Annotated in this window: 7 protein-coding genes and 1 pseudogene; 2 read left to right on the plus strand and 6 right to left on the minus strand. The window is 63.8% G+C overall.

The genetic code is table 11. The features are described from left to right. Positions 1-66: 66 nt before the first annotated feature. Positions 67-1,215 (minus strand): branched-chain amino acid ABC transporter substrate-binding protein, encoded by a 1,149-nt coding sequence (locus ABIE53_RS01170; protein ID WP_029971222.1) that lies wholly within the window; start codon positions 1,213-1,215, stop codon positions 67-69. Between the two features lie 168 nt (positions 1,216-1,383). Further along, positions 1,384-5,332: pseudogene (gene putA / locus ABIE53_RS01175) on the minus strand (trifunctional transcriptional regulator/proline dehydrogenase/L-glutamate gamma-semialdehyde dehydrogenase). A 307-nt stretch (positions 5,333-5,639) separates the two neighbouring features. Between putA and ABIE53_RS01180 the strand changes: the two are divergent. Beyond that, a complete protein-coding gene (locus ABIE53_RS01180; RefSeq protein WP_006050855.1) occupies positions 5,640-5,792 on the plus strand; it encodes a hypothetical protein in 153 nt (50 codons plus the stop codon). A 322-nt stretch (positions 5,793-6,114) separates the two neighbouring features. On the opposite strand, the gene ABIE53_RS01185 is transcribed toward ABIE53_RS01180, so the two are convergent. Together ABIE53_RS01185 and hemE are read right to left on the minus strand one after the other, a co-directional pair. After that, positions 6,115-8,364 (minus strand): primosomal protein N', encoded by a 2,250-nt coding sequence (locus ABIE53_RS01185; RefSeq protein ID WP_114156626.1) that lies wholly within the window; start codon positions 8,362-8,364, stop codon positions 6,115-6,117. Between the two features lie 475 nt (positions 8,365-8,839). Next, positions 8,840-9,940 (minus strand): uroporphyrinogen decarboxylase, encoded by a 1,101-nt coding sequence (gene hemE, locus ABIE53_RS01190; RefSeq protein ID WP_006050853.1) that lies wholly within the window; start codon positions 9,938-9,940, stop codon positions 8,840-8,842. A gap of 208 nt (positions 9,941-10,148) precedes the next feature. Between hemE and ABIE53_RS01195 the strand changes: the two genes are divergently transcribed. Then, positions 10,149-10,946: a transporter substrate-binding domain-containing protein gene (locus ABIE53_RS01195; RefSeq protein ID WP_006050852.1), complete on the plus strand. Its 798-nt coding sequence runs from the start codon at positions 10,149-10,151 to the stop codon at positions 10,944-10,946. A gap of 930 nt (positions 10,947-11,876) precedes the next feature. On the opposite strand, the gene ABIE53_RS01200 is transcribed toward ABIE53_RS01195, so the two are convergent. Together ABIE53_RS01200 and ABIE53_RS01205 are read right to left on the minus strand one after the other, a co-directional pair. Continuing rightward, on the minus strand, positions 11,877-13,607 hold the full coding sequence (locus ABIE53_RS01200) for an AMP-binding protein (protein ID WP_192700423.1): 1,731 nt from the start codon (positions 13,605-13,607) through the stop codon (positions 11,877-11,879). 251 nt (positions 13,608-13,858) lie between these two features. Further along, positions 13,859-14,284, minus strand: a complete 426-nt coding sequence (locus tag ABIE53_RS01205; protein ID WP_006050850.1) for a F0F1 ATP synthase subunit epsilon — start codon at positions 14,282-14,284, stop codon at positions 13,859-13,861. Positions 14,285-14,315 lie beyond the last annotated feature (31 nt).

The following is a 14,315-nucleotide window of genomic DNA, read 5'->3' on the forward strand; positions in this document are numbered from 1 at the left end:
GTAACCCTAAAAAAACCCCGCCGAAGCGGGGTTCTCACAACGTCACAGCAAGCTGCAAAAAGTAGCTTACTTGCCGCCCACGCTTTGCAGCGTCGTCCACTTGCCGTCGACAACCTTGTACAGCGTGATGCCGCCGTTCTTCAGGTCACCCTTCGCATCGTACGAAAGGTTCGACGACGTCACAGCCGGCATCGACGTCTGGGCCAGCACCGGCAGGTACTTCGCCGGATCGGTCGAATTCGCCTTCTTCATCGCGGCGAACATCGCCATTGCGCCGTCGTATGCGTACGGCGAGTACGTTTGCACGTCTTCGTTGAAACGCTTCTTGTACTTCGCGACGTAGTCCTTGCCGCCCGGCATTTCTTCCAGCGGCAGGCCGGCGAGCGATGCCACCGTGCCGTTCGCCGCGTCGCCCGCGATCTTGATGAACGTCGGCGTGTGGACCATTTCGCCGCCCATCAGCGGCGCCTTGATGCCGAGCGCCTTCATCTGCTTGACCATCGGCGCTGCTTGCGAATCGGCGCCGCCGTAATAGATCAGATCCGGGCTGACCGACTTCACCTTGGTCAGGATCGACTTGAAGTCCACGGCCTTGTCGTTCGTGAATTCGCGATCGACGATCGTGCCGCCCGCAGCCTTCGCCGCCTTCTCGAACTGATCGGCGAGACCCTGGCCGTAAGCCGTGCGGTCGTCGATGATCACGATCTTCTTCACGCCCAGCGTCTTGACCGCGAACGCGCCGGCAACCGAACCTTGCTGCGTGTCGGACGTCATCATGCGGAAGGTGGTCTTGAAGCCTTGCTGCGTGTACTCAGGTGCCGTCGCCATCGCGATTTCGGGAATGCCCGCGTTCGCGTAGATGCGCGATGCCGGGATCGTCGTGCCCGAGTTGAAGTGGCCGAGCATGCCCTTGATGCCGTCGTCCACGAGCTTCTGCGCGACGGTCGTGCCGGTGCGCGGGTCAGCCTGGTCGTCGGCGGCGTCGAGCACGAAGCGAACCTGCTTGCCGCCGATCACCGGCTTCGTCGCGTTCATGTCTTCGACCGCCAGCGTGATGCCGTTCTGGAAGTCCTTGCCGTAGTGCGCCTGCGCGCCCGTCATCGGGCCGGCGAAACCGACCTTCACGTCTTCCGTCGATTGAGCGTTGGCCGTCCCCGCCACCGACATCGCCGCAACCAGCGCTGCGCCTGCCAGCAGTGTCATCTTGTGTTGCATATCTTCTCCTTGGTACCAGGTGTGGATGGAGCGGTTTCCGGGATCGCCGTTACCGCTTCCGTTTTGATGACCGCCCCCAAATCCTGGCGCTTCGCACCAGGCCCCCCGAGGGGGTGCAAGAAAACTTGGGGCGGCCCGGCGTTTTCCTGCGCGATCGATGAGGTTCGCTCAACCGATCGTCATCAAATTCGCATTACCGCCGGCGGCTGCCGTATTCACGCTGACCGAGCGCTCCGTCAACAGACGTTCGAGCGCGTAGTCTTCGTCGCCGTTTTCGAGCGCGCGTGACGCGACGCCTTGCACCGATACGATCGGTCCCGGGCGCTTCGCCACTTCCTTCACGAGCGTGAGCAGTTCGTCGCTATCGCCTTCGAACAGGACCGCGTCGAACGGCGTGTCGGCATTCTTGCGCACGCTCGCATAAGACTTCAGCGACGCCGGCAGTTGCGCGACCAATTGTTCACCAGCGGCGCCTTCGAACAGCGCACGATTTCCCGTAGCCAGCACGGCCGCGAACTGCACGCGCGCGCCGCTTGCCGTCGAAGCGATGCACAGCACCGTGCCGCGTGCGCCCAGCGTGTACGTGTTGCGCTCGCCCGGTCGGTCCGGTCAGCACCGCCGTTGCACCGGCCGGCATATGCGACAGATAACCGTCGCAGCGCGCGGCCAGTTGCGGCTCGCGTTCGGCGATCAGCCAATCGCGCAGCGCCGTCAATGCAGTCAGCGCGGCCGACGGATTGTCGCTGTTTTCCGCGCGTTGCGGTACATCGGCGACGAGCGCCTGCGCGAGCGAGTTCGGCAAACCAGCGGGGCGCTTCGCGAGCAGACGCTGCAAATACAGCGCGCCGCCGGCCTTCGGACCCGTGCCCGACAAACCTTCGCCGCCGAACGGCTGCACGCCGACCACCGCGCCGATCACGTTGCGGTTCACGTAGATGTTGCCGACATGCGCGCGGCCGATCACATGCGCGATGGTTTCGTCGATTCGCGTATGGATGCCGAGCGTCAGGCCGTAGCCGGTTGCGCGGATCTGTTCGAGCAGGGCGTCGAGTTGGCTGCGGCGATAACGCACCACATGCAGCACCGGGCCGAACACTTCGCGCTTCAATTCGTCGATGCTGTCGAGCTCGATCAGCGTCGGCGGGACGAACGTGCCTTGCGCGCAATTTTCCGGCAGCGGCAGTTGTTCGACCTTGCGGCCTTTTTCGCGCATCGCGGCGATGTGCGCGTCGATGCCGCGCTTCGCTTCCACGTCGATCACGGGGCCGACGTCGGTCGACAGCCGGTCCGGATTGCCGACCGTCAGCTCACGCATGGCGCCCGTCAGCATTTCGAGCGTGCGGTCCGCGACGTCGTCCTGCAAGCACAGCACGCGCAGCGCGGAGCAACGTTGGCCGGCCGAATCGAACGACGACTGCATCACGTCCGCGACCACCTGTTCCGCGAGCGCCGACGAATCGACGATCATCGCGTTCTGACCGCCCGTTTCGGCGATCAGCGGAATTGGCTTGCCTTCGGGATCGAGGCGGCTCGACAGCGTCTTGTTGATGAGACGCGCGACTTCCGTCGAGCCGGTGAACATCACGGCACGCGTGCGCGCATCGGCGACGAGTGCGGCGCCGACCGTTTCGCCGTCGCCCGGAAGAAGCTGAACGGCGCCCGCGGGTACGCCTGCTTCGCGCAGAATCCGCACGGCTTGCGCGGCGATCAGCGGCGTTTGCTCCGCGGGCTTCGCGAGCACCGTGTTGCCGGCTGCGAGCGCGGCGGCGACCTGACCCATGAAAATCGCCAGCGGAAAATTCCACGGGCTGATACAGACAACCGGCCCGAGCGGACGATGCGTGTCGTTCGAAAACTCGCTGCGAATCTGCGTCGAGTAGTAACGCAGGAAGTCGATGGCTTCGCGAATCTCCGACACCGCGTTCGCGAGCGACTTGCCCGCCTCGCGCACGACGAGACCCATCAGCGTATGCATCTGCGCTTCGAGCAGATCGGCGGCGCGCGCGAGGCAATCGGCGCGCGCTTCGACGGGCGTCGCCTGCCAGATCGGCGCGGCGGCGACCGCGTGCGCCAATGCGGCGCTCACGTGTTCGGCGCTCGCTTCGACCACCGTGCCGACCAGATCGCGATGATCCGCGGGATTGCGCACGTCGCGTGCGTTGCCCAACGCGATCTGATCGTCGGCCAGCATCGGCGCGGCGCGCCACGGATGATTCGCGCTCGCCAGCAGCGCCGACGACAGCGACGCGAGACGATGCTCATTCGACAGGTCGAGGCCCATCGAATTGAGACGCTCGGTGCCATACAGGTTGCGCGGCAGCGGAATCTTCGCGTGCGGCGCGCCGAGCGGGACGATCTTCGACGCCTCTTCGACCGGATCGGCGATCAGGTCCTCGATCGCGACGTTTTCATCGGCGATACGATTCACGAACGACGTGTTCGCGCCGTTCTCGAGCAGACGGCGCACGAGATACGCGAGCAGCGTTTCATGCGTGCCGACCGGCGCGTAGACGCGGCACGGACGATTCAGCTTGCCTGCGGAAACCGGACCCGTCACTTCCTCGTACAGCGGCTCGCCCATGCCGTGCAGACACTGGAACTCGTACTGGCCGGGATAGTAGTTGTTGCCCGCGAGGTGATAGATCGCCGACAGCGTATGCGCGTTGTGCGTGGCGAACTGCGGATAGACCGCGTCGGGCGCGCCGAGCAGCTTCTTCGCGCACGCGAGATACGACACATCCGTATAGATTTTGCGCGTGTAGACCGGATAGCCTTCGAGGCCGTCCACTTGTGCGCGCTTGATTTCCGTGTCCCAGTACGCGCCCTTCACGAGGCGCACCATGATCCGGTGACGGCTGCGGCGCGCGAGGTCGACAATGTATTCGATCACGAACGGGCAGCGCTTCTGATAAGCCTGCACCACGAAGCCGATGCCGTTCCAGCCGGCCAGTTCGGGATCGAAGCACAGCGCTTCGAGCAGATCGAGCGAGATCTCCAGACGGTCGGCTTCTTCCGCGTCGATGTTCAGGCCGATGTCGTAGCGGCGCGCGAGAATCGCGAGCGAACGCACACGCGGCAGCAGCTCGCTCATCGTGCGCTCCTGCTGCGAGCGCGAGTACCGCGGATGCAGCGCCGACAGCTTGATCGAAATGCCCGGCCCTTCGTAGATGCCGCGGCCGCCCGCCGCCTTGCCGATCGCGTGAATCGCCTGCTCGTACGACGCGTAGTAGCGCTGCGCGTCGGCCTCGGTCGTGGCCGCTTCGCCGAGCATGTCGTACGAGTAGCGGAAACCGCGCGCTTCGTACTTGCGGCTGTTCGCCAGTGCTTCGGAAATGTTCTCGCCGGTGACGAACTGCTCGCCCATCAGGCGCATCGCCATGTCGACGCCCTTGCGGATCAGCGGCTCGCCGCCCTTGCCGATCAGACGCGTGAGCGCCGACGACAAGCTCGTCTCGCTGTTGGTCGTCACGAGCTTGCCGGTAATCATCAAGCCCCAAGTCGCGGCGTTGACGAACATCGACGGAGCCTGGCCGACGTGCGATTTCCAGTCGCCCTTGCTGATCTTGTCGCGAATCAGCGCGTCGCGCGTGGCGCGGTCGGGAATGCGCAGCAGTGCTTCGGCGAGGCACATCAGCGCGACGCCTTCCTGGCTCGACAGCGAGAATTCGTGGATCAGTCCTTCGACGCCGCCACCCTTGCTCTTGCCGCGCAGCGTTTCGACGAGCTTGCCGGCGAGCGCCTGCACGTCGTCGGCGAGCTTGGCGGGCAGACGCGCCTGGCCGAGCAGGAACGGCACGCATTCCGGCTCCGGCCGACGGTAAGCCGCGGTGATCGCCGCGCGCAACACCGATTGCGGCTGCACGTTCTGCGCGAACTCCAGGAACGGATGCGCGGCGCCGTCTTCGTCATGCTCGACCGCCGCGCCGTCGCCCATCTCGGCCGAACCGGCCGCGCCCGACAGTTCCGGCGGCAATTGGCCTTGTTCGATCTTTTCGAGGTACGCGAAGATCGCCTGCTTGATCAGCCAGTGCGGAGTGCGTTCGAGGCGCGTAGCGGCATCTCTCAGCCGGGAACGCAGGAGGTCGTCGACCTTGACGCCAAGGGTGGTGCTAGCCATGTTTCCTTCTTCGGAGACCAGACGAAATGCTGGTGAAAGACTAAAAGTTGGCCGAATCGTACCCCTCTCAATAAAAAGGTGCAACCGCTGCGCCGGATTGGTTGCACCCGAGCGAAACCCTTATTCGACGCGGGTTTGCGGGCGGTGGCGCCGCAGCCGGCGAGCGCGGTAAGGATCGGTATTTTCCCTGGCGTCATTTCTTTTGCATCAGCCCTTATCAAACCGGACGGCGCGCCGTTAAAGAAGTCATAGCCGGCGCGACGCGATGGCGCGCCAACAACAACGGCACGGGGTTAAGGACAGCGAAATGGAAAAGTGGCTGGTCGTATTGGGCATCTGGGCGATGTGCGCAACCTGCGCTGTGCTGTTTATTCGCGGCGCCACGGGCGCGTCAGGCAAGCGCGAGCCTGCTGAAGGACGCGCGTCCGCCGGCGACGCGCAGGCTGCATTAAACGATTGAGCGAGCGCTCACTGCGCGGCGCGAGCGCGACGTGCCGGTGAGCGGCCGGCGCCGGAAGGCGAACGTGAAGAAGCGAACACCGTGAGAGCCACCATGCTTTGTTCCAGCGACTACAGATCTTCCGCGCGATACCGGCAACTGGCGGCGCGTGGCGCGCCGGTTTCGTCGCGGGCATCGGCGGTATTGGGGACGCGCACAGCGACGCGTGTCGCCGCTGCGGCTCCGACTCCCGCGGCGAGCTATTCGAATACGGTGCGAGCACGCGCCCGCACGGCGCGCAGCCGGTGTCGATACTGACGGTTGAGTCCGTCGCGCCTTGGGCTCAGATGTCGAGCGGATCGACTTCGAGGCTCCAGCGCAGCACGCCCTTCAAACCGCGCAGCAACGGTTGCCATGCGCGCAGCGTGGCTTGCAGTGCGGCGCGCGACGCGCTCTCGACAAGCAATTGCGCGCGATGCACATGCATCACCTTGACGATGGTGAGCGGCACCGCGTCGTAGACGGTCACGCGCTCGGCCGCCGGAATCCCCGCGAGTTCGGCGGCGGCCTGCTGGAGAAACGCAAGCGCGGCCTCGAGCGTGCGGCCCTCGGCGCGCAGCAGCGCCTGATAGACGAACGGCGGCAAGTGGGCGTCGCGCCGCTCGGCCAGCGTCGAATTGGCGAAGCCGACGTAATCGTGGCGCCCAAGCGCGTGATAAAGCGCGTGACGCGGATAACGCGTCTGCACCAGCACCTCGCCGGGCAAGCCGGCGCGGCCGGCTCGGCCGCTGACCTGCATCAGTTGCGCAAACAGGCGTTCGCTCGCGCGGAAGTCGTGCGAAAAGAGCGCGGTGTCGGCGTTCAGCACGCCGACCAGCGACACGCGCTGAAAGTCGTGCCCCTTCGCGATCATCTGCGTGCCGACGAGGATGTCGACCTCGCCGGCGTGCACATCTGAAAAAAGCGCTTGCGCGCTGCCTTTGCGGCGCGTGCTGTCGGCGTCGATGCGCAGCACGCGCGCCCCCGGCACCGCGCTCGCCAGCGTTTCCTCCACGCGTTGGGTGCCGCGGCCCATCGGCTCGATGTCGACATTGCCGCATTCCGGGCACGAGCGCGGAATGCGCGATTCCCAGCCGCAGTGATGGCAGCGCAGCGCGCGCTCGGGCTTGTGCAAAACGACGTAGGCGCTGCAGCGCGGACAACCGGCGACCCAGCCGCAGGCGTCGCACGCGAGCTGCGGCGCGTAGCCGCGCCGGTTCAGGAATACGAGACTTTGCTCGCCGCGCTCGAGCCGCGCTTTCAGCGCCGCGATCAGCGGCCCCGATAATCCTTCGACGGAAGCGCGTCCGCGCCGGCGTTCCTCTTCGAGATCGATCAGGCGCACGGTAGGCAGCACCGCATCGGCGACTGCGCGGCGCGATAACGTGAGCCGCTTGTAGCGTCCCTGATCGGCCTGCCACCAGCTTTCCAGCGACGGCGTGGCCGACCCGAGCACGACCGGCAAGCCAAGCTGCTTCGCGCGATAAATGGCGAGGTCGCGCGCCGAATAGCGCAGCCCTTCCTGCTGCTTGTAAGCGGGATCGTGCTCCTCATCGACGACGATCACGGCGAGCCGCGGCAGCGACGCGAGCACCGCGAGCCGCGTGCCCAGCACGATGCGCGCGCGGCCGGTGTGCGCCGCGAACCAGTTACGCGCTCGCTCGCCTTCGGCAAGGCCGCTGTGCAAAGTGACGATCGCCGTGTCGGCCAGCGCCGCGAAGCGGGCGCGAAAAGCCGCCTCGAATTGCGGCGTCAGATTGATTTCCGGCACGAGCACGAGCGCTTGCGCGTCCGCATTGGCGGCGAGAATTTCCGCGAGCGCGCGCAAATAGACTTCCGTCTTGCCGCTGCCGGTCACGCCGTGCAGCAGGAACGGGGCAAAACCGCGTGCGTCGCGAATCGCTTCGACGGCGGCGGCCTGCTCGTCGGTGAGCGTGGGGAGCGTCGGCGGCGGCGTGGCTGTGGATGTCAGGGCCGGCAGGACTGTGGCGGCATCGACAAGCTCAAGTGCAACCCAGCCTTCGGCCTGCCATGCGGCGAGCGTCGCGATGGCTTTTGGGTGCAGCGCGCGGGCGTCGGCGGCAGAGAGAAAGTCGTTGGCGGCGAGCGCCTGCGCCAGGCTTCGCAGCGCGGTGGCGCGCGCCGGCAAAGCGTCGGCCAAGGCCAGGTGGCCTTGCGGCGTCAGGCTGTAGCGCTCTTCCGGCGCGAGCAGCCGCGACCAACGCGACGCGTCGCGCAGCGCCTGCGGCAACGCCGGCAGCGCCACCTCGCCAAGACCGCGCTGGTAGTAGTCGGCGGCAAAGGCAGCAAGCCGGAGCCATTCGGCCGACAGCGGCGGACATGCGGTGCAGGCACCGTTCACCGCGCGCAAACGATCGGCGGGCACCTCGCTGTGGGCGGTCACTTCGCACACGAGCCCCACCGCGTCGCGCTTGCCGAACGGCACGCTCACCAGCGTGCCCGGCACGGCCGCCGTGGACATGTTCCAGCGGTAGTCGAAGAGGGTCGGCAGCGGGTGATCCAGCGCGACGCGAACGAACACGGCAGTAGTCATCGGCCAGCGTGGATTCTGGCGACGGCGAGCCGCGTCCCGGCACCGCGGTCCGCGCCCGGAATCGCCCGACGATGAGTTGCCCGCCCGAACTTAAAGTAAAACTTCAATTTCGGCGCTAAGTTTTGGATTCGGCTGAACAATTGCTGTCGACCCTGCACGCCTGTGGATAACTTTGTTGAGAACTTCGCTCCAACGGCCCGCAAACCGCGCCGCAGCGGCCTTCTGTGGGATTCCGCACATTTCTCGCGGAAGCCGCGAAACCCTTGCCAGACAAGGCTGAGATCAAATAAGCGGGCAACGCGCAAGGGTTCCGACACGACTAAAGCTTCTACCGCGCCGCAACGTGATCAATGTGTATAAGTCAAGTCTTGACAACTGCGAGAGTGCCTGCTGACGGCCCGCAACCCGCGAACTTTCCCTTAGTTGCAGAGCCCAGCGTGCTGCATCGCAGCAAAAAACGGTAGGAATTGCAACGTCAGGCGGGTGCATGCGCGCCGCTGCGAATCGCGCGGCTGTGGCGATGCACTTCGTCGACGAGTTCGGCGACATTTTCCGGCGGCGTGAACTGCGAGATGCCGTGGCCAAGGTTGAACACATGCCCCGGATGATTGCCGAAGCTGTCCAGCACGGCCCGCGCTTCCATGCGGATGGCGGCAGGCGGCGCGAACAAGACTGACGGGTCGATATTGCCCTGCAACGCCACCTTGCCGCCGACGCGCTCACGCGCGTTGCGCAGGTTGACCGTCCAGTCGAGGCCGACCGCGTCGACACCGGTCTCGGCGATTTCGTCGAGCCACAGACCGCCGCCCTTCGTGAACGTGATGACCGGCACCTTCTCACCGTCATGCTCGCGCTTCAACTGATTCACGACCTGCTGGATGTAGTGCAGCGAAAAGCGCTGATAGGCGCCGTCCGCGAGCGCTCCGCCCCACGTGTCGAAGATCATCACGGCCTGCGCGCCGGCTTCGATCTGCGCGTTCAGATACGCCGCGACCGAGCTGGCGTTGATCTCGAGAATGCGATGCATGAGATCCGGGCGCGCGTAGAGCATGGACTTGACGGTGCGGAAGTCGGCCGAGCCGCCGCCTTCGACCATGTAGCACGCCAATGTCCACGGACTGCCCGAAAAGCCGATGAGCGGCACGCGTTGACGGCCTTGCGCGTCCGTCAGCGCACGGCGAATCTCGCGCACGGCGTCGGTCACGTAGCGCAGCGTGGCGTCGATGTCCGGCACGGCGAGGCGCGCAACGTCGTCTTCGGTGCGCACCGGCCGCGCAAATGTCGGCCCCTCGCCGGCGACGAACTCGAGGCCGAGGCCCATGGCGTCCGGCACCGTCAGGATGTCGGAGAACAGAATCGCGGCGTCGAGCGGATAGCGCTCGAGCGGCTGCAGCGTGACTTCCGTTGCAAAGGCCGGGTTTTTCGCGAGCCCGAGAAAGCTGCCTGCGCGAGCTCGCGTGGCATTGTATTCCGGCAGGTAGCGGCCAGCCTGCCGCATCAACCAGACGGGCGTGTAGTCGGTGGGCTGGCGCAGCAGCGCGCGCAGGAAAGTGTCGTTTAGGAGGTTATGGGCCACGTTGCGTGCGACTGAGGGCAAAGGGGCATTTTACCGGACGACGCCGCCGCATTCCGTCCAATGCGGGCAATAACTGCGGTGCGCGAGTTCAGGCCATTTTCGGCAGAAGGTCGCCCTACTGCAACCTGGCCGAACGGCCGATGTTCAAGGCAAAATTGCCGGGCTATCATCCGACAGCCTTATAACAACGCATAACCAAGGAGACTCAATGAAGAAGGTTGCACTCGCATTGCTCAGCGTCGTGGCGGGCGTACTAATCCACAGTGGCGCGGTTCAGGCGCAAGCGTCCGGCACACCCGCGACAGCTTCGCGGCTTGATGACATTCTCGCTCGCGGCACGCTGCGGGCCTGTACGACCGGCGACTACAAGCCGTATTCGTTCTATAAGACGGACGGCCAGTTCGAAGGCATCGACATCGACATGACGGAGTCGCTTGCCAAGTCGCTCGGCGTCAAGGCGGAGTACGTCAAGACTTCGTGGTCGAACCTGATGAACGACTTCGTCGCCAAGTGCGATATCGGCGTGGGCGGTGTTTCGCCGACGCTCGAGCGGCAAAAGCGCGCGTTCTTCACGCAGGCTTATATGGTCGACGGCAAAACGCCGATCGTCCGTTGCGACGACGTCAACAAGTATCAGACCGTGGCGCAGATCGACCAGCCCGCAACGCGCGTGATCGTGAATCCGGGCGGCACCAACGAACGTTTCGCGAAGCAGTTCTTTTCGCACGCGAACATGACCGTCTATCCGGACAACGTGACGATCTTCAAGCAGATTCTCGCGGGCAAAGCCGATGTGATGGTGACGGACGCGTCCGAGACCCTGTTACAGCAAAAGCTCAATCCCGGCCTGTGCTCGGTGCATCCGGACAAGCCGTTCCAGTACGGCGAAAAGGCGTGGCTGTTGCCGCGCGGCGACGTGGCTTTCCAGCAGTACGTCGACCAATGGCTGCACCTGGCGCGAGCTACGGGCGAATATCAGGCCGTGTCGGATAAGTGGTTGAAGTGAGGTGATGGTGCGGCCGTGGCGTTTCTCGGTGCGCTCTTGATGCGCTCGAGGACGGCGCGCGGCCGCGCGAGGCTCTACTTCCAACGGCTGCCCGTGTGGTTATGCCTGCACGAAACCCGGGCTGCTTAATGTAACGCGGGCGGCGTGAGCTTGGCGCGAGTCGAACGAGACTGAAACCTGGCTGGACCGGTGAACAGACCCTCGTGCGCTTTTGACGCCGACTCCCTTTGCTGCGGCGCATTCATGGTTGCAAGCGTCGCTGCGAAAATTTTGGGCATCGTCCATTGAGTTGTAACAGCGGCGGTTCATGATCGGAAAGATGAATCTGCAACCATTTCATGCGGAATCGCCTTAACGATTTATGCGGCGCCATGCTTCACGAATAGCATGAAACAAGCGTATTAAATTGCGCCGTAGTCATCGGTAAAACTTGCTTTTTTAACAGTTGATTTCCGCAATAAATCCCGCAACGCCTTATCTGGCGGGCGTTACAACCTGAAACACTTTGTTACGGCGCTCCTGGATTAATTCGCCCACAATGCCCTCAACGGTTTCAACACGGATGTGGCGGGGTGCGTGGTGTGAGCGGATACGATGCACTTGCCGGTCGGCTTAGGCCGAAGCCCTGTGAAGGGGCATCCCTGCTGGGGCCGTAGTCGACGCAGGGTCGTCGTCTCAGTTGGTTCCTACTTTGGTCTCCTCGCGCTAACCCCGTAGCGTGTGGTTTTTAGCGGGCTCCAGGCCCGCTTTTTTTTCGTCTCGCCAAACGTTTGCGCAGTGCAAGATGGCAGCTTTTACCTGCTAGTTCGCGCTGTTTCGACGATTCGGTCATGTGTGAAATTCGCGGCGTGCAGCGTTGATTGCCGCGAGAAAGAAGGCCGCCCGAGGGCGGCCTTCTTTTTTTTTGCAATGGCTTTGCGTTCGCGCCATTCAGGCGGTCTTCCCTTGCTCCAACTTCAGTTCGTCGATCATGCGCTCACGCATGACGAACTTCTGCACCTTGCCGGTCACGGTCATCGGCAGTTCGTCGACGAAACGAATGTACTTGGGCACCTTGTAATGCGCGATCTGGCCATGACAGAACTGCTGGATTTCCTCTGCCGTCGCCTGTTCGCCTGAACGCAGCACGACCCACGCGCACACTTCCTCGCCATACTTAGCGTCCGGCACGCCGAATACCTGCACGCTCTGGATCTTCGGATGGCGGAACAGGAACTCCTCGATCTCGCGTGGATAGACGTTCTCGCCGCCGCGAATCAGCATGTCCTTCAGACGGCCGACGATGTTGCAATAGCCTTCGGCGTCGAGCGTCGCCAGATCGCCGGTGTGCATCCAGCCATCCACGATGCTCTCGCGCGTTTTTTCTTCGTCGCCCCAATAGCCCTGCATCACCGAATAGCCGCGCGTACACAGCTCGCCCGTTTCGCCGACCGGTACGATGTTGCCAAGCGGATCGATGATTTTCACCTCCAGGTGAGGCTGGATTCGGCCGACGGTGGTCGTGCGCTTGTCGAGCGGATCGGTGGTCGAGCTCTGGAACGACACAGGGCTCGTCTCCGTCATGCCATAAGCAATCGTGATCTCGCTCAGATGCATCCGCGAGACGACCTTCTTCATCGTCTCGATGGGGCACGGCGAGCCCGCCATGATGCCCGTGCGCAGGCGCGAGAGGTCATACGAGGCAAAGTCGGGATGATCGAGTTCCGCGATGAACATGGTCGGCACGCCGTGCAAAGCCGTGCACTGCTCCTCGGTGACGGCCGCGAGCGTCGCCGCCGGGTCGAAAGCCTCGCCCGGAAATACCATGTTCGCGCCCACCGACACGCACGCCAGCACGGCCAGCACCATTCCAAAGCAGTGATACAGCGGCACGGGGATGCACAGCGCGTCCTGCTCGCTCAGGTTCATGGCCATCGCGATATAACGCGCGTTGTTGACCACGTTGCTATGCGTGAGCGTCGCGCCCTTCGGATTGCCGGTCGTGCCGCTGGTGAACTGGATGTTGATCGCCTCGTGGCACGACAGCGTCTCGCCGATTGCATCGAGCCGAGCGACGTCGAGGGTCGCACGCCCCTGCTCGATCAAGTCGGAGAAGCTGAGCATGCCCGGCGTTTCGGTGTCGCACATGCGGATGACGTAGCGCAGTTCCGGCAATCGAGCCGCATGCAGATCGCCGGGCGCATGCGTCGCAAGCTCGGGCGCGAGTTGCTGCAGCATCTCCAGATACATAGACGTCTTGAAGCGCTCCGCCGCGACTATCGCCTTGCAGCCGACCTTGTTCAGCGCGTATTCGAGCTCGGAAAGCCGGTAAGCCGGATTGATGTTGACGAGCACCGCGCCGATGCCCGCCGTCGCGAACTGCGTCAGCAGCCATTCGACGCGATTCGGCGACCAGATGCCAACGCGATCGCCCTTCGCAATGCCCAGCGCGAGCAATCCGGCGGCCAAAATGTCCACTTCGTCGGCGAATTCCTTCCATGTCCACCGAATTCGCTGCTCTCGAAACACCACCGCGGGCCGGTCCGGAAAGCGCCTGACGGTCTCGCGCAAAAACTCGCCGATGGTCGCTTCGCTCAACGGAATGTCTGTCGATCCACGGACGTACGAGAGCCCGTCTTTCGGCTGGATGATTGCGCCTTCGCCTGACACTTGCGTTGCCATGGTGCTGTCTCCGTGAGCAATTCGCCCTATTGAAATGATTTTGAAACCGATTGTGCCACCGGCGCGCGGTCGTCCGGCATCAAGTCTTACCCGCAGCAGGTCCGCTCGTGTCGAAGGCTCTTCGTGGCCGGCAGTCGCGCGGGCGGTCACGGACACATAATGTCGATTACCTTTCCGTAAACGTCAAGTCGAGGTCAAAAAAAAGCAGCCACGCGGGCTGCTTTTTCTCTACTTTTTCTCAAACGTGCTGCTTAGCCTTGACCGCGCAGTTTGCGCAGACGCTGGATCGCAGCAAGCTGAGCCGTCGCGTACGCCAGTTCCGCTTGCGCGGTTGCATACTCGAGGTTCGAGCCCGTGTTCTGCAGTGCTTCTTCCGCGCGCTTGCGCGCGTCTTCGGCCTTGGCTTCGTCGAGATCCTTGCCGCGGATTGCTGTGTCGGCGAGAACCGTCACAGCGCCCGGCTGGATTTCGAGAATGCCGCCGGCGACGAACACAAACTCTTCTTCGCCGTTTTCAGCTTCGATGCGCACCGCACCCGGACGAATCCGCGTGATGAGCGGCGTGTGGCCCGGCAGAATGCCGAGTTCACCTGCTTCGCCCGGCAGCGCGACGAACTTCGCCTGGCCCGAGAAGATCTGCTCTTCCGCGCTGACGACGTCTACCTTGATAGTTGCCATAAATGTCGACTCCTGGGTTGAGCGTAGTGAG

This window comes from Paraburkholderia sp. OAS925, from assembly GCF_040543975.1.
In the GTDB taxonomy this organism is placed as follows: domain Bacteria; phylum Pseudomonadota; class Gammaproteobacteria; order Burkholderiales; family Burkholderiaceae; genus Paraburkholderia; species Paraburkholderia graminis.